The 19,746-nt window shown below is 72.5% G+C and carries 12 protein-coding genes; 3 read left to right on the forward strand and 9 right to left on the reverse strand.

What is annotated here, in order from left to right; translation table 11 throughout:
* Positions 1-45: 45 nt before the first annotated feature.
* The 5 genes from ACFY9S_RS29240 to ACFY9S_RS29260 are packed head-to-tail and all read right to left on the reverse strand — an operon-like array spanning position 46 to position 8,253.
* Positions 46-651 (reverse strand): ATP/GTP-binding protein, encoded by a 606-nt coding sequence (locus tag ACFY9S_RS29240; protein WP_102910029.1) that lies wholly within the window; start codon positions 649-651, stop codon positions 46-48.
* The gene (locus ACFY9S_RS29245; RefSeq protein WP_391133931.1) at positions 632-4,318 is read right to left on the reverse strand and encodes a hydantoinase B/oxoprolinase family protein; all 3,687 of its coding nucleotides are present in this window, start codon (positions 4,316-4,318) and stop codon (positions 632-634) included. The genes ACFY9S_RS29240 and ACFY9S_RS29245 overlap by 20 nt, the downstream gene beginning before the upstream one ends.
* Before the next feature lie 24 nt (positions 4,319-4,342).
* On the reverse strand, positions 4,343-4,738 hold the full coding sequence (locus ACFY9S_RS29250; protein WP_102910027.1) for a DUF742 domain-containing protein: 396 nt from the start codon (positions 4,736-4,738) through the stop codon (positions 4,343-4,345).
* 9 nt (positions 4,739-4,747) lie between these two features.
* On the reverse strand, positions 4,748-5,182 hold the full coding sequence (locus tag ACFY9S_RS29255) for a roadblock/LC7 domain-containing protein (protein WP_391133935.1): 435 nt from the start codon (positions 5,180-5,182) through the stop codon (positions 4,748-4,750).
* Entirely contained in the window at positions 5,179-8,253 is a 3,075-nt protein-coding gene (locus ACFY9S_RS29260; RefSeq protein ID WP_391133938.1) for a nitrate- and nitrite sensing domain-containing protein, read from the reverse strand. Before ACFY9S_RS29260 ends, ACFY9S_RS29255 begins: the two co-directional genes overlap by 4 nt.
* 377 nt (positions 8,254-8,630) lie before the next feature.
* Here ACFY9S_RS29260 and ACFY9S_RS29265 point away from each other — a divergent pair, with 377 nt between their 5' ends.
* Positions 8,631-9,236: a hypothetical protein gene (locus ACFY9S_RS29265; RefSeq protein ID WP_391133941.1), complete on the forward strand. Its 606-nt coding sequence runs from the start codon at positions 8,631-8,633 to the stop codon at positions 9,234-9,236.
* 203 nt (positions 9,237-9,439) lie between these two features.
* Here the strand turns inward: ACFY9S_RS29265 and ACFY9S_RS29270 are convergent, their stop codons facing one another.
* The 4 genes from ACFY9S_RS29270 to ACFY9S_RS29285 form a co-directional block, all read right to left on the reverse strand.
* Positions 9,440-14,068 (reverse strand): hypothetical protein, encoded by a 4,629-nt coding sequence (locus ACFY9S_RS29270; RefSeq protein WP_391133944.1) that lies wholly within the window; start codon positions 14,066-14,068, stop codon positions 9,440-9,442.
* 64 nt (positions 14,069-14,132) lie between these two features.
* Positions 14,133-15,011, reverse strand: coding sequence for a hypothetical protein (locus tag ACFY9S_RS29275; protein ID WP_391133947.1), 879 nt, complete (start codon positions 15,009-15,011; stop codon positions 14,133-14,135).
* Positions 15,012-15,042: 31 nt separating this feature from the next.
* Positions 15,043-16,569, reverse strand: a complete 1,527-nt coding sequence (locus tag ACFY9S_RS29280; RefSeq protein ID WP_391133950.1) for a hypothetical protein — start codon at positions 16,567-16,569, stop codon at positions 15,043-15,045.
* A gap of 178 nt (positions 16,570-16,747) precedes the next feature.
* Positions 16,748-17,443 carry an FCD domain-containing protein gene (locus ACFY9S_RS29285; protein ID WP_391133953.1) on the reverse strand — a complete coding sequence of 232 codons (696 nt, stop codon included), beginning with the start codon at positions 17,441-17,443 and terminating at the stop codon, positions 16,748-16,750.
* 171 nt (positions 17,444-17,614) lie between these two features.
* On the opposite strand from ACFY9S_RS29285, the gene ACFY9S_RS29290 reads away from it, so the two are divergent.
* Together ACFY9S_RS29290 and ACFY9S_RS29295 are read left to right on the forward strand one after the other, a co-directional pair.
* Positions 17,615-18,916 carry an MFS transporter gene (locus ACFY9S_RS29290; protein ID WP_391133956.1) on the forward strand — a complete coding sequence of 434 codons (1,302 nt, stop codon included), beginning with the start codon at positions 17,615-17,617 and terminating at the stop codon, positions 18,914-18,916.
* Positions 18,913-19,740, forward strand: coding sequence for a putative hydro-lyase (locus ACFY9S_RS29295; protein WP_391133959.1), 828 nt, complete (start codon positions 18,913-18,915; stop codon positions 19,738-19,740). Before ACFY9S_RS29290 ends, ACFY9S_RS29295 begins: the two co-directional genes overlap by 4 nt.
* Positions 19,741-19,746: the final 6 nt, after the last annotated feature.

The following is a 19,746-nucleotide window of genomic DNA, read 5'->3' on the forward strand; positions in this document are numbered from 1 at the left end:
GGTCGGCGGGGGTATGGGCCGCGCACCCCCGCCGACCGGGCGGCGTCAGCCGGTGACGGCCTCGCGGCGGTCGGCCGCGTACGCCATGGCGTGCTGGACGACCCCGATGAGTGCCTCCTTGACCGACTCGCGGTCGCGGGCGTCGGTCATGAGGACCGGGACTCCCTCGTCCAGGTCGAGGGCCTGGCGGACGTCCTCGGTCGGGTAGCGGGGAGCGCCCTCGAAGCAGTTGACGCCGACGAGGAAGGGGATGGAGCGCCGTTCGAAGTAGTCGACGGCGGCGAAGCAGTCCTCCAGGCGGCGGGTGTCGGCGAGGACCACGGCACCGAGTGCTCCTTCGGAGAGCTCGTCCCACATGAACCAGAACCGCTCCTGGCCGGGTGTGCCGAAGAGGTACAGCACGAGGTCCTCGCGGAGGGTGATACGGCCGAAGTCCATGGCCACGGTCGTGGTGTGCTTGCCCTCCACACCACTGGTGTCGTCCACCGGTCGCCCCGCCTCGGTGAGCAGCTCCTCGGTGCGCAGCGGCCTGATCTCGCTGACCGCGCCGACGAGCGTGGTCTTGCCCACTCCGAAGCCGCCGGCCACCAGGATCTTGAGCGTGACGGGCTCGACCGGGGGCTTGCCGCGCTCAGAACGCCCGAAGATCATCGATCTCTTCTCCTGCTTGATGGGTGTCGGGCGACGGCGGGCCGTAGCCTCCGCCGCCCGGGGTTTCGATGACGAGTACGTCGCCGGTGACGAGGTCCGCGGAGTCGCTGCCGGCGAGCGCGGTCACCGTGCCGTCGGCGTGCTCCACCCGGTTGGCGCCGAGCGCTCCCGGCTCGCCGCCCGCCATGCCGTACGGCGGGACCCGGCGGTGCTGGGACAGGGTGGACACGGTCATGGGTTCGAGGAAGCGGATGCGGCGTACCGCGCCGTCCCCGCCGTGCCACCGTCCGGCACCGCCGCTGCCGCGCCGGACGGCGAACTCCTCAAGACGCACGGGCAGTCGCCACTCCAGGACCTCGGGGTCGGTGAGGCGGGAGTTGGTCATGTGGGTCTGGACGACGGGTGCGCCGGGGAAGCCGTCGCCCGCGCCGGAGCCCGAGGCCACGGTTTCGTAGTACTGGTGCTGTTCGTTGCCGAAGGTGACGTTGTTCATGGTCCCGGAGCCCTCGGCCTGGACGCCGAGCGCCGCGTAGAGGGCTCCGGTGACGGCCTGGGAGGTTTCGACGTTCCCGGCGACCACGGCAGCGGGCGGCTCGGGTGCGAGCAGGCAGCCGGGCGGGACGACGATGCGCAGGGGGCGCAGACAGCCGTCGTTGAGAGGGATGTCGTCGGCGACGAGGGTGCGGAAGACGTAGAGGACGGCGGCGTTGACGACCGAGAAGGGGGCATTGAAGTTGGTGGGCAGTTGCGCGGACGTGCCGGTGAAGTCGATGGTCGCGGACCGGTTCCGGCGGTCCACGCGCACGGCCACGCGGATGACCGCGCCCGAGTCGGTCTCGTAGGCGTAGTCGCCGTCGTCGAGGGCGCCGATGACGCGGCGCACGGCCTCTTCGGCGTTGTCCTGGACATGCCTCATGTAGGCCTGGACGACGTCGAGGCCGTAGTCCTCGATCATGCGGCCGACCTCGTCGACGCCCTTGTGGTTGGCGGCGATCTGGGCGCGCAGGTCGGCGAGGTTGGTCTTCGGGTTGCGGGAGGGGTAGGGCGCCTCGGTGAGGAGGCGGAGGGTCTCGTCCTCGCGGAAGCGACCGTTCTCGGCGAGGAGCCAGTTGTCGAAGAGGACGCCCTCCTCCTCGATGGTGCGGCTGCCCGCGGGCATAGAGCCGGGGGCGACACCGCCGATCTCGGCGTGGTGGCCGCGCGAGGCGACGTAGAAGAGGATCTCCGGTTCGCTCCCCGCCCGTCCTTCCGCGTCACTCTCCGTGCCGATCGGCGGTGGGGCGTCGAAGACCGGCGTGATCACGGTGACGTCGGGCAGGTGGGTGCCGCCGTGGTACGGGTCGTTGACGGCGTAGGTGTCGCCGGGGCGCATGCGGGTGCCGCGCCGCCGGATGACCTCCTTGACGCTGGTGCCCATCGAGCCCAGGTGGACGGGGATGTGCGGGGCGTTGGCCACCAGGTTTCCGTCCGGATCGAAGAGGGCGCAGGAGAAATCCAGGCGCTCCTTGATGTTGACGGACTGGGCGGTGGATTCGAGGCGGGCGCCCATCTGCTCGGCGATCGACATGAACAGGTTGTTGAAGACCTCAAGCAGAACCGGGTCGACTTTCGTGTCGAGGTCGGAACTCTGTGTAATCGCGGCGCGTTCCATGACCAGATGCCCGTCGTCGGTCGCCGCGGCCCGCCAGCCGTCGTCGACGACGGTCGTCGACCCGGCTTCGGCGATGATCGCCGGGCCGGTGACCGTGTCGCCGGGGGGAAGGTCCTCCCGGCGGTGGAGGGGCACGTCGCGCCAGGCGCCGCCGGTGTGGAGGCGGACGGTCCCCGGCGCCGCGGAGCCGCGGCCGGGGCTGCCGTCGGCAGTGGCCGCGCGGGGCGCGAGAGCGGACAGATCGGGGGGTTCGGTGATGCCGGTGGCTTCGACGGAGAGGGCTTCGACGACGATCGGGCGGTCGAGCGTGAAGGAGTACGTGGCGCGATGACGTTCTTCGAAGGCGCGTCGCATCGCGTCGGGCTCGGTCAGTTCCACGGTGAGGGTCGTGTCGGTGCCGTCGTAGCGGAGTTCCGCGCGGCGGGTGACCTCGATGTGCTCCTGGGGAACGTCCTCGGCGAGGAGCTCGGCGCGCGCCGCCGCTTCCAGGTCTTCGGCGGTTCTGAGGACGCCGGGCATCGAGGCCGGTGCCAGGGGTGCCTCGACGGACTGCTCACGCATGGCGGTGGTGTCGGCGAGACCGATGCCGAGTGCGGACAGGACCCCGGCCATGGGAGGCACGAGGACGGTGCGGATGCCGAGGGAGTCGGCGACCATGCAGGCGTGCTGGCCGCCGGCCCCTCCGAAGGTGGTGAGGGCGTAGCGGGTGACGTCGTGGCCCTTCTGGACGGAGATCCGCTTCACGGCGGAGGCGATGTTGGCCACCGCGATCTGCAGGTAGCCCTCGGCGACCTGTTCGGGCGTGCGGTCGTCGCCGGTCTGCTCGCCGATCTCGCGGGCGAGGGCGGTGAAGCGGTCCCGGACGAGTGTCTCGTCGAGGGGCTGGTCGCCGTCGGGTCCGAACACCTTCGGGAAGTGAGCGGGCTGGATCCGGCCGAGCATGACGTTGGCGTCGGTGACGGCGAGCGGTCCGCCGCCGCGGTAGCAGGCGGGCCCCGGCTCCGCGCCCGCCGAGTCCGGCCCCACGCGGTAGCGGGAGCCGTCGAAGTGCAGGACCGACCCGCCCCCGGCGGCGACGGTGTGGATGTCCAGCATGGGGGCGCGCAGCCGGACACCGGCGACCTGGCTGGTGAAGACACGCTCGTAGGCGCCCGCGAAGTGGGAGACGTCGGTGGAGGTCCCGCCCATGTCGAAGCCGATGACCCGGTCGAAGCCGGCGAGCTGCGACATGCGGGCCATGCCGACGATGCCTCCGGCCGGCCCGGACAGGATGGCGTCCTTCCCGCGGAACTGCCCTGCTTCGGTGAGGCCGCCATGGGACTGCATGAACATCAGCCGCACGCCTTCGAGCTCGTCGGCGACCTGCCGGACGTAGCGGCGCAGCACGGGCGAGAGGTAGGCGTCGACGACGGCGGTGTCCCCGCGGGGTACGAGTCTCATCAGGGGGCTGGCCTCGCTGGAGAGCGAGATCTGCGGAAAGCCGATGCGGGCGGCGAGCTCCCCGACGGCCTGTTCGTGGGCCGGGTGGAGGTGACTGTGCATGCACACCACCGCGACGGCGCGGATCCCGTCGTCGTACGCCTCCTGCAGCGGTCCGGCAAGGGCGTCCGGGTCGGGGGCGCGCAGGACGGTGCCGTCGGCGGCGATGCGCTCGTCGATCTCGACGACCCGCTCGTACAGCAGCTCGGGCAGGTCGATACGGCGGGCGAAGATGCTGGGGCGGTTCTGGTAGGCGATGCGCAGGGCGTCGCGGAAGCCGCGGGTGATGAGCAGCAGGGTGCGCTCGCCCTTGCGCTCCAGGAGGGCGTTGGTGGCGACGGTGGTCCCCATACGCACGCTGTCGACGGGATCGCCGGAGCCGGCCAGCAGGGTGCGGACGCCCTCGACCGCTGCGTCGGCGTAGCGTGCCGGGCTGTCCGAGAGCAGCTTGTGCGTGAGCAGCCGGCCGTCCGGGTGCCGGGCGACGACGTCGGTGAAGGTGCCGCCTCGGTCCACCCAGAACTGCCAGCCAGTCACGTCAGTACCCCGCTTCCGCGCTGCTCACAGCGCCCGGAGGCCGTTGATCACGTCGCGCAGAATACTCTCGTCCGGCAGCTCGGCAGGGGGTACGGGCCGGTTCACATGGACGAATTCCGCGTCCACGAGATCCCCGACGAGGACCCGTACCACCCCGATCGGCAGGTCGAGTTCCGCTGCGAGTTCGGCGACCGACTGCGGGATGTCGCGGCACAGTTCGACGATGTCCACATGCTCCGGGGCCAGCATGTGGTCGGCTTCCGGATCGTCCGCGTGCGGCTCCGCGACCACGACCGCGATCAGGTCCAGGCGGTGCTGGCCCTGGCTGCTGGTGCGGCCGCGGGTCATGGCGTACGGACGGACGACCGGTCCGGCATCGTCGTCGAACCAGTGGCTTCTTCCCTGACCGTCAGCGCTCATGTCATCCCACTACCCGCCTGCGGGCAGATCGGTGCGTGGAGCGGCGGCCAGATGCACGCCCACCCGCTTGACGAGAAGCGTCATCTCATAAGCGACCTGGCCGACGTCGGAGTCGGCGTCCGAGAGGACGGCGAGGCAGCTGCCGTCACCGGCGGCCATCACGAAGAGGAAGGCGTCGTCGAGCTCGACAACCGTCTGGCGGACGTTGCCGGCCTCGAAGTGGCGCCCCACGCCCTTGGCGAGGCTGTGGAACCCGGAGGCGACGGCGGCCAGGTGCTCGCTGTCCTCCCTGGTCAGGTCCTTGGACACGCCCGTCGGCAAACCGTCGCCGGAGAGCACGAGGGCCTTGCGGATGCTCGCGACACGGTCCACCAGGTCGTCGAGGAGCCAGTTCAGCTCCCCCCTGTTGGTCGCGGTGTGGCCGGTCGCCTTCGGTGCGGTCATCGACCGTCCCCCTCTGTCGTTCCTTGTGGTGCTGCGCCGCTGTGGGCGGCATCGCCCTCGGCGTTCTCCTCACGGCCACGCTGCCAGCCACGCTGGAGCGATGCCATGCGGCTGCGTACTTCCTCGGCGTCGCGTTCGACGGGCTCGGCCCTGTCGTCGGTACGCGGCTCCGAGCTCCGCTTCAGCTGCGGGGCCAGGTTGGCCTGGCGGACCCGCCGGGGCAACGGCGCTGAGCCGGAGCCGGGCGGTGGTACGGGGCCGGTCTCCGGCGCCGCGGCGCCGGAGGCTGTCCCGTGGCGTGAGGGCCCGCCGGTGGTCTCCGAAGTGGAGCCGTGGTCCGGTCCGTCCGGGCCGCTGGAGGCGATCTCCGCGCGGCGGGTCCGCCAGGGCAGGGCGGGCGGCTCGGAGCGGTCACCGGCGGTGCTGCCGGACGAGGCCGGGGATCCGGTGTGGTCCTCGTCGCGGCCGGCCGATCCGATGCCACGGCGGGCGGGTTCCGTCCCGCGACGGCGCGCCGGCAGCGGAGGCGGCGCGTCCGGCAGGGCGTCCCCGCGTCGGCTGCCGGTCGGGGAGCTCTCGCCGGGGCGCCGGGCCGGAAGGGCGGGCGCTTGCTCGGGTCCCGGCCGGCCGGCGGCCCGGCCGCTCGTGGGCTCCTCGCCCCGGCGGCGTTGCGGGAGGGCGGAGGCCGGGCTGGACTCCGGCCGGCCGGTGGCCGTGGTGGTCTCCTCGTCCGTCTTCCCTCGCCGGGGGCGCTGCTCGGTGACCGGGCGCCCGTGCGAGCTGACGAGCTTGGGGGTGTGGCGGCGGGACAGCGGGACCGGAGCACTCAGCTCTTCGTCGCCGTCGGCCCGGTCCGCCGCGCCGCGGGCATCGGCGCTTTGCCGGCGCGGGTCGGTGCGGCGGCCCGACGTCTCGTCCGGGGCGCGGGTGAGGGAATGGCGATGGCGGAACAGACCGCCGTGTTCACTGTCCTCGTCCTGGATGGCGCCGGGGAAATCGCCGATGGTCTCCAGGTCGACGGGGGCTTCCAGCTCGACCGGGCCGTCCAGCAGGGATGCGGGCAGACCGGTGCGCTGTGCGGGGGTCTGGGACAGCGCGGCACGGCGGCTGTCCTGCGGCTCGCTCTCCTTGGCCAGTTGGGGGCGGTCGAGCCGGAACCCTATGCCGTTGGTGTCCGGGACGTCGTCGGTCAGCAGGGCGTCGGGGATGAAGACCACCGCGGTTGTGCCGCCGTACGGGGAGGGCTGCAGGGAGACCCGGACGTTCTGGCGCTGGGCGAGTCGGCTGACCACGAACAAGCCGAGCCGGTCGGTGTCGGACAACTCGAACTCCGGCGTCTCGGCGAGCCGGAGGTTGGCGTCCAGCAGCGCTTCGGCAGCCATGCCGAGGCCCCGGTCGTGGATCTCCAGGGTGAAGCCGTTGGCGACACGCTCGCCGAGAACCTGCACGGCGGTGTGCGGCGGCGAGAACACCGTGGCGTTCTCCAGGAGTTCGGCCACGAGATGCGTGAGGTCCGCGACGGCCGGGCCGCTGATGGCGATGCGCGGGAGGCGGCGGACCTCGATGCGCTCGTAGTCCTCGACCTCGGCGACGGCGGCGCGCACGACGTCCATGAGCTGAACGGGCTTGCGCCACTGCCGGGAGGGCGCGGCGCCGGAGAGGATCACGAGGCCCTCGGCGTGCCGGCGCATGCGGGTGGTCAGGTGGTCGAGGCGGAACAGGTCGGCGAGTTCCTCGGTGTCCTCGGTCCGGCGTTCCATGGCGTCGAGCAGGGTGAGCTGCTTGTGGAGCAGGACCTGGCTGCGGCGCGCGAGGTTGACGAAGACCTCGGAGACGCCTGCGCGCAGCTCGGCCTGCTTGACGGCGGCCTCGACAGCGGCGCGCTGCAGGGTGTTGAGGGCCTGGCCCACCTCGCCCATCTCGTTCTTGTCGTATTCGAGGCGCGGGACCTCGGTCTCGATGTCGACCTGCTCGCCCGCGGAGAGGCGGCGCATGACGCTGGGCAGGCGCACTCCGGACGCCTCGTGGGCCTCCAGACGCAGCTGCCGCAGATCGCGGATGAGGGTGCGGCCGACGCGTACGGACAGGAAGAGGGAGAGCAGGAGCGCGATCAGGCCGAGTGCGCCGGCGACGACCGCCTTGGCGATGACGCCTACGGCGACGGGGTGGACGCGGTCCTGGTAACGGTCGTTGGCCTGGTCGTTGAGGGTGCCGAGCTCGTCGAGCACGTTGCCGGCGGCGCTGTCCCAGCTCTTGGCGGAGATACCCCGGGGGGTTCCGGCCCCGGAGGAGACTGCGGCTTCCTCGGCCACGCGCAGGGGGGCGGAGGAGGCGTTCTTCCAGAAGCCCTGGTAGCGGTCCCGCTCCGCCACCGGCAGCAGAGGCAGGTTGACGTCGTACATCAGAGTGCGCTGGGCCACGAGATCGGAGATGTCCCGCTCTTCGGAGCGGGAGATCCTGCCGACGATCAGGGCGGAGCCGAGGAGGGCGTCCTCGCGGGAGAGCAGTTCGCGGGCGCGGGCGAGATTGACCAGCGCGCGGTACTGCTTGTCCAGTTCGACGTTGTCGACCACGTGCAGGTTGGCGAGGAGGACGTAGCACGGGTCGACGAGCCGGTTGTAGAGGTCGAGGGCCTGGGTTCGGTTGACGGTGCCGTCCTCGACGCTGCGGCGCAGCGACTCGATGCCGTCGAAGGCGTCCAGAACGGCGGTCAGTCGCTCGTCGGTGTCCGCGCCCATGGCGTCGCGCACGTCAGGGTTGCGGGCGTTCTCGCGGATGCTGCTGACGGCCTTGTCGGTGGCGGTCCGGCTGCGCCGGAGTGCGGCAAGCCCGTCGGAGGCCCGGGGGTCGGCGAGGTGGACGAGGGTCTGGCGGCGTTCCTCCTGGAGGACACGAACGGTGTCCTCGATGGGGTAGCCGATCTTCTCCACCACGGACGACACATTGAACAGGTCGCCCGCCTCACGTCCCGTGAGCACCGTGGCGAAGGCCCAGATCGCGGTCAGGGACACCAGCGGCACGAGAAGCAGCGCCACGATCTTCCGGCGGATGGACTTCCCGCGAAAGCGCATGGCCTCCCCCAGCTCGGGCCCCCGGCTACCCGGGGTACACATGTGCGTCAACAAACGGCGCGAGCCTACTACCGACCCACAGGGAACTCGAAAGCCGGTCCCGAACCTGAACTTCCGCGCCAGCCACGCGGCATGGCGAGTTGTCCGGGCATTGCGGGAGTTGTCTCCCCGAAACCGGTGGTCGTGACGTGGGCCAATCCCCGGATTCCGTCAGGGCGGTTGGCTGAAAATTTTCGGTTTCCGGGAATCTTCGTGCGGAGTTGTTCGTCCTTCCTTACGGGAGACGGGGGCGGAATCGGCCACAGGAGCCGCGTCCCGCACCTGGGCGGCGTAAAACAGCGCAAGCCGGGCAGCCACTGGGGAGCACGGGTCTTCGGATGCGAGCGAGCGGTCTGCTGGCGGTGGGGAGTGACACGGTGATGGGCACGGCGGAACGGCGCGGTGCGCCCAGGGCGGGTGGGGCGCAGCTGACGGGGCATCGCGATCCCGAGGCGACCGATCGCGACAGTCCCGGGGGCATGGCGAGCCTCCCGGGACGGGCGACGGAGGGCCCGGCTCACGGGGTGGGTCGCGGCGCCAAGGAGCAGAAGTACCACCGGCCCCTGTGGGTCGAGGAGCCCGCACGTCGGCGTCGCTTGCCGGATCCGGTGCGGACGGCGGCCGTGCGGGCGGTCCTTGTCATAGCCGTGACGCTCATCCAGGCGATGGTGGCCTTCCTGTGCACGATGGCGGGGTCCTGGCTGGCGTTCCCGATGGTGATCAGCAGTGTGGTCAGCACGATCGCGGCCACCTGGGGTGCGCTCGACGTGTGGGTGACGCGCCAGGTCTGGAACCAGCGCAACGGGGTGGTGTCCGTGCCGAGCAGCACGGCGCGGGCCCTGCGGCGCGAGCGGCGCCGGACCCGGCGGCGGGAGCGGGCCGCCGAGCGGGCTCAGGGGCGGATACGCAGCCGGGGTGGAGCCGGCCAGTTGTCCCACTCGTAGGGCCCGTGGTGGCACCGGACGGGCGTGCTCGCCGAGCACCGCTCCGAGGCCGCGGCCGCCACCACTCCCGGCGCCGCGACGACGGCCGCCTCACGCCTCACGGCTGACGGCTGACGGCTGACGGCTGACGGCTGACGGCTGACGGCTGACGGCTGACGGAGAACCGTACGAGAAGGGGGACCCGAGGGTGAGGCCTCTCGGGCCTAGGAAACGGGGCGTTTGAACATCCTGGTCGCCGTGATCTCGCTGTGCACGGCTTCCCCGGCGGGAGCCTCACGCGGCAGGCCCGGGCGGAGGTGTTCCTCGACGCTGATGTACTTGAGGCCCGCCCTGAGGTCGGCGTCGTTGCGCATGCGGATGACCAGGGGGAACTCGGCCAGCGCGGTGGTGTCGAACAGGCCCGTGGTGTACAGGAGCTGGACGCCCAGGGCGTCCGACACCGCCCGCTGGAGTTCCAGCAGGTACGTGGCGTTGGCGCGGCCGATGGGGTTGTCGAGGAAGAGCGTGCCGGCGTGCCGGTGCTTGTCGCGGCCCCGGTCGTTCGAGCGGAGCGCGGCCATCGTGCAGTAGAGGGCGATGGCAGCGGTGAGGAGCTGCCCGCCGGAGAAGACGTCGCCCATCTGCCCGACGGGGACCCGTTCGGCGCGCAGCACCGCGTCCGGCTTGAGGATCTCGACCGCGACGCCCTTGGGCTGCAGGGCGGCGGCGACGCCCCGCAGCAGCAGGGACATGCCGTCGCGGCGCATGTCGGAGTTCTTCTTGACGGCGGCGCGGGTCGCCTCGTCGATGACCTCGCCGAGCCGCTCGGTGAGCGTGGCCTGATCGGGCTCCTCGAAGCGGATGCGGAGGAACTCCTGCCCGGACCATTCGCCGAGGCCCTCCGGCAGCCGGGAGAGCCGCTGGGCGGAGCGCAGGGTGGCCAGGGCCGACTCGACGAGGCCGCGCAGGCGGTCCACGATCGAGTCGCGGTTGCGCTCCAGCTGCTCCAGTTCGTCGGTCAGGACGCGGAGCCGGGGCGCGAAGGCGTCCGCCCACTTCTGGGCGTGCTCGGGCAGCGCGGAGGCGGGCAGTTCGCGAATCTGCTGGCGGGCGGGGGTGCGGACCTGTTCGTAGCGCGTGGAGTTGGCGTGCCGGACGAGGATGTCGCTCGCCTCGCGCACGGCGGACTCGGCGGCGGACAGGTCGGCGGCGCAGCCGCGCAGGGAGCGGCGGGCTTCGGCGGCCGCCTGCCGGGCCTCGTCCGTGGTGCCGGGGTAGGGCTCGGGCTCTTCGTGCTCCTCGTCCGTCGTGTGCTCGCGCAGCAGGTCGCGGAGCATGGCGGCGATCTCGTCGAAGCCGCTCGCCGCGCCCTCGGCCGCGCGGTGGGCGTCGAGGAGTTCCGTGTGCGCCTCCCGGGCCCGGTCGAGCGCCTCGGTGTGGGAGGCGAGTTCGGCCGTGGCGGTGCGCAGCAGGGTCTGCGCGTGTTCGGCGTCACGGGGCCGGAGGTCCTCGGGGAGGTCGGTGTGGGCTTCGCCGTCCTCGGGTGCGAGCCGTTCGGCTTCGCCGCGCAGCCGTCCGAGCTGCTCGCTCGCGGTCGACATCCGGGTCTCCAGGAGCTGCACGAGCTCCTCGGCGCGGGCGGCGGCGGCCTGGCGGCTTGGGCCGTCGGAGCCGTCGGTGGATTCGAGGAGTTGCTCTGCGCGCGTACGGACCTTGTTGCTCAGCCGGTCCAGCTCCGCCCGGGCCGCGCTCTCGTCGCTCTCGGCGCGGGCCTGCTCGGCCCGCAGGTCGGCGCCGACGCCGACCTTCTCGTACAGCTGTGATGCGGCCCGGTAGGCCTCGCGGAGGGCGGGCAGGGAGGCCTTGGGGGTCTGGGCGTCGTCCTCGGGCACGTCGTCGGGGGCGCCGGCGATCTCGGAGCGCTCGGCGCGCAGCGCGCGGGCGGTGCGGCGGGTGTCGTCGGCGGCGCGCTGGGCGGCACGACGGTCCTCGTCGGCGGCCCGGGCCCGCTCCAGGCAGGCCTGGGCGCTCGCCTCGGACTCGGCCGCCTCGTCGGCCAGTTCGCGCAGCTTGACCTGCCAGCCGGCCCGCTCGCGCAGCCGGAAGGCGAGCCCGGCCAGGGCGTCGGCGGAGCGGCGGGCCTTCTGGGCGGCTTCCTGGCGCTCGTCCCGGACGCGCGCGGCCTCGGCGGCGACCTCGTCGGCCTCGGCCCGCACGGTGCGGGCCTCGGCCAGTTCGGCCTCCGACTCCTCGGCGAACGTCCGGGTGGCGTGGGCCGCCTGGGTCAGTTCGGCGAGCCGGCCGGTGGGGCAGCCGGTGCGCCAGGAGGCGAGCCGGGCGGCCAGCTCGCGGTCCTTGCCGAGCCGGGCGGCGAGGGTGCGGATCTCCTCGTCCCGCTCGGTCGCCCGGGCGCGCAGTGCTTGCCGCTCCTCGTCAGCGGCGTGCTCGTCGTGCATGGCGGGGTTCGGCGGCACGAGGAACACGTCGCCGCTGTCGCTGTCCGGTGCCGGGGTCGGGGCGAGCAGGGCGGCGGCGGTGCCGACCGCCACGGCGGAGCGGGGCAGCAGCGCGGCGTCGCCCAGCGCCTCGCGGGCCCGGGCGTGGGAGTCCGGGTCGGTGATGATCACGCCGTCGACGAGTTCGGGACGGGCGGCCAGCACGCGTGCGTGGTCGGCCGGGTCGACGGCCTGGGCGAGGTAGCGCCAGCCGGGCAGTGCGGGGATGCCGTGCTCGCCGAGGAACTCGACCGTGGCCAGCACGTCCGGGCCGGGCGGCAGCAGCCCGCCGTCGCCGAGCGCGCCGAGGATCCGGGAGTCGTCGGCGGCGGCCGTACGCAGCTCGAACAGTTGTCGCTCGGCTGAGGAGACGGTGTCGTCGAGCAGGTCGCGCAGGGCGTCGGCGAAGCGGTCGAGTTCTTCGGCGGTGAGTCCCTGCTCGCCGGGGGCCGACGGCACGACCGGCTCGCTGTCCGTGCCGTGGCGGGGTTGCGGGATCCCCGGGCGGGGCTCCGGGGGCAGGCTGAGCAGTTCCGCCAGCCGCTCCTCCCTCGCCAGTGCCTGGGCGGTGCGGCGCTCGGCCTCGTACGACCGCTCGGCCGCTGTCGCCGCGTCGGCAGCACGGGCCGCGGTCAGTTCGGCGCGGTTCTCGGTGGAAGCGGCCTCGCGGGCGTGCTCCGTTGCCCGGCGGGACGCCTCGCGGGCCGCGTCCCAGGCCGCGACGGCGGACTTCTCGGCGTCGCTGGCGGCCAGGGCCGCCCGGGCCGGGTCGGCGTCGGGCGCGGTGTCGTCGAGCCAGCCGGCCCGGACCGCCTCGGCGGTCTCCTGCTCGACCTCGGCGAGGCGCTGCTTGAGGTGACCGATCTCGCTGCGGGCGCGTTGTGCCTGTGTGGCGGCGGCGGTGGAGTCGCGGTAGGCCGCGTCACTGACCTCCTGGAGGGCGGCGGAGCGCTCCTCCTCCTCGTTCGCGTGGCTCTCCGCCTTCTCCGCGGCAGCGTGCAGGGCCCGTACGAGGTCGACGGCGGCCTTGGAGCGGGCGGCCAGTGCCGGGGCGGCGTCCCGCTCGGCCTCCTGGATCGCGGCGGACACACGGGTGACGCGGTCGGAGGCGGCGCGGTGGCGCAGCACGACCTCGGCGGCCTGCCAGGCCGCGTACAGCGTGCGGGCGTCGGCGAGCTCGCGCTTCTGCGCGGCAGCGGACTTCTCCGCTCCGGCGAGCGCCAGCGAGGCGTGCCGGTAGGCGAGTTCGGCGGAGATCAGTGCGCTGTGCTCGCGGGCCGCCTCGGCGTGCGTGACGGCGTACGCGGCGGCGGTGACGCGCTGGGCCAGGTCGGCGGCCCGGAGGCGCTCCCGTACACCGCGTGCGGAGAGACGGCGGGCCAGGGTCCGGGTACGGCGCTCGGCTCCGGCGTGGATGTCACGCGCGCGCGAGCGGGCCTCGGCGGCCTCCACGATGCGTCCGAGAAGGTCGACGGACCCGGCGGTGAAGTCGCGTTCGGCGATCAGCTCGGCGCGCCGGCCCAGCTTGTTTCCGAAGCCGCTGACCAGGTCGGCGAGCCCGTCGGTGTCGCGCGTGTCGGTGACGGCACGCAGCAGCAGATCGGTGAAGTCGGCGTCCTTCTTGACCGCGAAGAGGCCGGCGGCCTCGCCTTCGTCGGCGTTCATCTCGCGCTGGTAGCGGAAGAGTTCGGGGTCGAGGCCGAGGTCGCCGAGGTGCTCGATCCAGCGGTCGTGGATCTCCTCCCAGTGGACCTCCAGGTACGGGTACGTCTTGCCCGCCTCCGTGAGGGCGTCCCGGAAGCCCTTCATGGTGCGGCGCCGCCCGCGCGCACTGGACTGGCCCTCGACCGGGGCCCGTACGGCGGTGGCCTCCGCCACGGGGAGGTTGTCGAGGCTCAGTCCGGGCCCGGGGCGGAAGGAGTACCAGGCCTCGGCGAACTTCCGCGGGTCGTTGGAGACCTGCCGCCCGCGCCACTCGCTGACCTTGCCGACGACGACGCACTCGCCGGTGAGCACGTGCTGCCACTCCAGCGCGACGTGCCCGCAGTCGTCGGCGAGCAGGAACTTGCGCAGCACGCCGGAGCTGGCGCCGCCGAGGGTGTTGCGGTGGCCGGGCAGCATCACGGAGAAGATCAGCTTCAGCAGCACCGACTTGCCGCCGCCGTTCTCCAGGAAGAGCACGCCCGCGGGGGCGGGCCGGCGCGGCGGGCCGGCCGGCTCCTCCTCGAAGAACTCCGCCTGCGTGGGCGCGGGGTCGGGCACGATCCCGCCCACTCCCCGCAGGTCGAGCACGGTGTCGGCGTAGCGCGCACCGGCCGGCCCGATCGAGTAGAGGCGGACCCGGGACAGCTCGTACATGGCGGACTCTCGTAAGCCTTGAAGAAGTGAAGTGAAATGAGGTGAGGTGAAGCGAAGTGGGAGTTCAGGAGTGGAACGGCAGCCCGGCGTCGGCGACCAGCTCCAGGTCGTCACCTTCCTCGGGGGGCAGCAGCGTCGGTGTGCCGTCGGTGACCGGGACGACGCCCAGCTCCAGCAGCTCGGCCAGGGCGGCGCTGCCGGCCAGGTCGCGGACCTGGAGCTGGTATCGGGCGGCCGTGCGGTACGTGCCGCCGTGGTCGTCGCCGGTGCGCTGGAGGAATCCGGAGTCGGTGAGGAAGGCGACGGCCTTCGCGACGATGCCGGTGGTCGAACCGGCGAGCCGGCGCGCGTCCTTGGTGGCGCCGGTGGCGCTGCGCCGCACCCAGATGCGCCAGGCGGCTTCCAGGCCGGGTGCGTCGGTCGCCGGGTCGGTGTTCTCGCCCTGTTCGTCGGCGCGTTCCTCCAGTCGGCGGCAGGCCTGGCGCACGAAGGCGTCGACGCCGTTGACCGTGACCCGGCCGATGTAGCCGTCGTCGGCGAGGTCCTCGGGGCGCGGGAACGCCATGGCGGCGACGGCGAGATGGGCGAGACCGTGCAGGAACCGGTCGCCGCCGTCGGCGGACGTACGACGCGCGTAGTCGCCCATCCGGACGGCGAACACCGAGTCCTCGGCTGCGGTCACGGCCATGCCCGCACGCGGGGACACCTCCAGGACGATCAGCCCCAGACCGGTCGCCACGGCGTCGGCGAGCCGCGCGAACGGCGGGTCCTCGCGGTACCGCCGCAGCAGGTCGGCGTACTCCTGGTCACGGGCGGGCTGCAGCTTGGGCTGCAGGCCGAAGGACACGAGCCGAGCCGCGTCGGCGGCGTCGGCGGGGGTGACGGGGGCGCCGGCCGCCGGGGCCGGTCCGTCCGGCTCGCTCCACTCGACATGCTCGCTCACGGTCGGGACTCCTTGTGCCACTCGTACTGACTCATGCTGCTTCCGTCCGGTCCGCCGCCATCCCCGCCGCGTCCAGCAGTGCGGTGCCGACGATCAGATCCGCCCCGCCGAACTCCGGATCGTCGAGCTCGGTCCCGTCGTCCACGGCGAACAGCAGCTTCTGCTCGCCCTGGCGATAGGCCGTACCGACCGGCGGGCTGGCGGCGTGCACCGCCAGCAGGGCCACCAGGTAGGGCAGCTCGGGATCCTGCCGCCGGGCTTCGGCGAGCAGCCCCGACAACCGGCGCGGCGCGTCCGCCGGAAGGTCGAGCAGCTGCTGCGCCGCCGCCATCTGCTCCTCGCTGAACCGGCTGTCGTCCGGCGTGGCGATCAGGTCGGGTTCCGGCATCTCCGCACCCAGGTGCTCCCGCTCCGCCGGCGGCGTCAGCAGTATGTCGACCAGGTCGCCGACCCGGACGGAGACCGGCGTGCGCAGCCCGGTGCCGCGGCCGAAGAAGGCGTCCGTGACGCGGACGGCCTGCTCCAGCGGCAGCGGCAGCACGGGCGAGAGGAGATGCCCGTACAAGTCCGTGCCCGAGGTCGTCATCGGAGTGGCGAAGGCCTGCCGGTCCTGCTCGGCGCGGAACAGCGGCCCGGCCTCCAGCAGCCGGGACTGCAGCTGTGTGTGGCGCCGGATGCAGTCCTTGACGATGTCGACGAGCTCGGCGGCGCGGCGCTTCTGCTCGGGATCCTCGGACTCGTCACGCGCCTTGCGGATGTTGGTGAGGATCGCGTTCTCGTGGCGGTAGCGGTCGGCGACGTGCTCCAGTGCCTCGGCGATCATGTCGGGCACGGTGGCGAGCCAGTCCACCGCGCGCACGTTGCGCCGGGTCGCCTCCAGGGCGCGGCGCAGGGTCTCCGAGTACTGCACGGTGCGGTAGCGGGCCTGTTCCGCCGCGAGCTGGGCGTCGGCGAGCCGGCCGCGGCTGATCAGCACCTCCAGCTTGACCTCGGCGGCGATCTGCGCACTGGTGACGTCCGTGTCGAGGGCGCCGACGAGGACGTTGACCGCCTCGTCCGTCGTGCGGAGGTAGACCGTGCCGCCGGGGCCGGGGACCTCCTCGATCAGCTTGAAGTCGTAGTCACGGCGCACATAGGTGCCGTCGGCCCCGAACGTGCCGTACACCGCGCGGAAGCCGCGGTCGACGCTGCCGACGTTGATCAGGTTCTCCAGGACCCAGCGCGCCACCCGTTCGTGCTCGGCGGCGGGCCGCTGCGCGGCCTGGGCGGCGATGCGCGGGATGAGGCGGGCGACGATCTGGTCGTGGTCCGCGCCCGTGTCGAAGTCCATGTTCAGGGTGACCAGGTCGATGGCCGCGAGGGCGACCTCCGCCATGCCGTACACCGAGTACTCGCCGGCGAGGTTGGCCTTGCGGGCGTCCAGGTCGTGCAGCGGCGCGGTGCAGGCGAGCGCGCGCAGCCGCCGCGCCAGGCCCTCGTCGGCGGCCGGCCCCGGTGCGGGGCGCGGCCCCGCGCTGAGCTGGGGCGGAACGCTGTCCGTCGATGCAGGCGAAGTCACGGTGCACAGACTAGGTCCTGGGTCTGACAACGACCCAAACGACGCGGTACGCCCCCTGCGCCGCCGTCCTCACCCGTCCTCGACCGCCGCCCTCAACCCTCAACCCTCAACCGCCGTCCTCGTCCGCCGCCCTCAACCCTCAACCACCGTCCTCAACCACCGTCGACGACCGCCGCCCTCACCCGTCCTCGCCGACCCGCCGCCGGTACACCTCGACCACGCGCTCCAGCGAGTCGTCGAGGTATCCGGCGAGCAGGCTCTCGGCCTTGTCGCGGTCACCACCGTGAAGAGCCTCGAGAATCGCGACATTTCGTGCGATGTAGGGCTCATGCAGGCGCTGCGGCTCATCCACCACGTGGAAGGCCAGCCGCAGTTCGGCGAAGACGCTCCGCATCAGCTCGGCGGTGCGCTCGCTCGCGGCGAGAGCGACCAGTTCCCGGTGGAAGTGGATGTTGGCCGTACCCACACTCTTCCAGTCACCTTCCCGAGCCGCCCGGCGCCCCTCCTCCACCGCACCGGTGAGCCCGTCGAGGCCGTACGGGGGCTCGCCCAGACCCCGCACGACGGCGCACTCGACGAGACGCCGGGTGCGGTAGATGTCCTCGACGTCCTCCACGGTCAGGACCCGGACGAAGACGCCCCGGTTCAACTCGTGAACGAGCAGACGCTCGTGCGTGAGCAGCCGGAACGCCTCGCGCAGCGTGTTGCGGGAGACGCCGAGGGCGCCGCCGATGCCGTCCTCCGACAGGCGTGTGCCGGGAGGGAAGTAGCCCTCGGCGATCCGGCTCCTGAGGATGTCCGAGACCCGCTCCGCGGTGCTGGTGCGCCCCAGGAGAGCCCGGTCGTCGGCGAGGTCCTTCAGCTGCTCTGCCATGCCGGAATTCAATCGCAGATCCCAAGAACGAACCAACAGGGGTATTGAGGGATCGTTGAACAATCCTCTACGGTGCTACGCACGGCGTCGCTCCCCCACGGCGGCGCCGACCGCTTCCGTACGGCACGGCTCACCCCGAAGCACCCTCCGTCCTCCCACTGCGAGGTGCCCATGAGCACGACCCCTCCACCGCAGGCCCTGTCCGACGACACACGCCCCGCGAGCCCCGAACACGCCTCGGACGACGGGGCGTTCGGCTGGCTGCGCGCGCTGGGCCCGCGCGGCCGCCGCGCCTTCGCCGGCGCCTTCGGCGGCTATGCCCTGGACTCGTACGACTACTTCACGCTGCCGCTGAGCATGGTCGCGCTGTCCGCCTACTTCGGCCTGAACAGCGGCCAGACGGGCCTGTTCACCACGGTCACCCTCGTGGTCTCCGCGGTCGGCGGGGCCCTCGCGGGCGTCCTCGCCGACCGTGTCGGACGGGTGAAGGCGCTGATGGTCACGGTGATCACCTACGCGGTGTTCACCGTCGCCTGCGGCTTCGCCCCCAACTACGAGACGCTGCTGGTCTTCCGCGCCCTCCAGGGCCTCGGTTTCGGCGGCGAGTGGGCGGTCGGCGCGATCCTGGTCGCCGAGTACGCCAGCGCCAAGCACCGGGGCCGGACACTCGGCGCGATCCAGAGCTCCTGGGCGGTGGGCTGGGGCATGGCCGTGATCGCCTACACCGTCATCTTCTCGGTGGCCGGCGACGACCTGGCCTGGCGCATCATGTTCTGGACCGGGGCGCTGCCCGCGCTGCTCGTCATCTGGCTGCGGCGCAGTGTGCACGACGCCCCGGAGGCGGCTGCCGCGCGCGAACAGAGCGCGGAGAAGGGCTCGTTCACGGCGATCTTCAAGCCCGGCCTGCTGCGGGTCACGATCTTCGCCGGGCTGCTGTCGACCGGTGTCCAGGGCGGCTACTACACGCTGGCCACCTGGGTGCCGACGTATCTCAAGTCCGAGCGCGACCTGTCGGTCGTCGGCACCGGCGGCTATCTGACGTTCCTGATATCGGGCGCCTTCATCGGCTACCTGACCGGCGGCTACCTCACCGACAAGCTGGGCCGGCGGCGCAACATCTGGCTCTTCGCCCTGCTGTCGGCGCTCTGCATCCTGGCGTACGCGAACATCCCGAGCGGCGCCAACACCCTGCTCCTGGTGCTCGGTTTCCCGCTCGGGTTCTGCATGTCGGCGATCTTCAGCGGCTTCGGGTCCTACCTGAGCGAGCTGTACCCGACGGCGGTGCGCGGGACGGGGCAGGGCTTCACGTACAACACCGGCCGCGCGGTGGGCGCCGTGTTCCCGACCATGGTCGGGTTCCTGGCCGACAGCTGGGGCGTCGGCGGCGCGCTGGTCTTCGGTGCCATCGGCTACGGCATCGCGGCGCTGGCGCTGCTGGGTCTGCCGGAGACGCGCGGGAAGGAGCTCGCGTGAACCGCACGAGTACCGACGACCGCCCCCTGCTCCTTCTCGACGAGCACGCGCACGCGTGGAGCCCCGCAACGGCCCGGTCCCGTTTCCGGAAGGGCCTGACCGGGCCCACGGCCGGGGTCGCCGCGGGCCACACCCAGGTCAACCTGATCTCGGTGCCCGCCGACTGGGCCTATGACATGCTGCTGTTCTGCCAGCGCAATCCCAAGCCCTGCCCGGTCCTCGACGTCACGGACGCCGGCTCCTGGAGGACCGTGCTCGCCGACGGCGCGGACCTGCGCACCGACCTGCCGCGCTACCGCGTGTGGCGGGACGGCGAGCTGGTGGACGAACCGACGGACGTACGCGCCCACTGGCGGGACGATCTGGTGTCGTTCCTCATCGGGTGCAGCTTCACCTTCGAGTGGGCGCTGGGCGAGGCCGGCGTGCCGATCCGCCACGTCGAGCAGGGGCGCAACGTCCCGATGTACGTGACGAGCCGCCAGTGCCGTCCGGCGGGGCGGCTGCACGGACCGCTGGTGGTGTCCATGCGGCCGGTGCCGCCCCGGCACCTGGCGGCGGCGATCCGGGAGAGCAGTCTGCTGCCGGCGGTGCACGGCAGCCCCGTGTACTGCGGCGATCCCTCCGGCCTCGGCATCGACGACCTCGGCCGCCCCGACTTCGGGGACCCGGTGGACGCCGAGCCGGACGACATCCCGGTCTTCTGGGCCTGCGGAGTGACCCCACAGGCGGCCGTGATGGCCTCGCGTGTGCCGTTCGCCCTCACGCACGCCCCGGGGCAGATGTTCCTCACCGACGCCCGCGACGAGCAGTACCGCGTGGCCTGACAGGAG

Origin of the sequence: Streptomyces sp. NPDC012474 (assembly GCF_042955185.1) — a bacterium.
GTDB lineage: Bacteria > Actinomycetota > Actinomycetes > Streptomycetales > Streptomycetaceae > Streptomyces > Streptomyces cahuitamycinicus.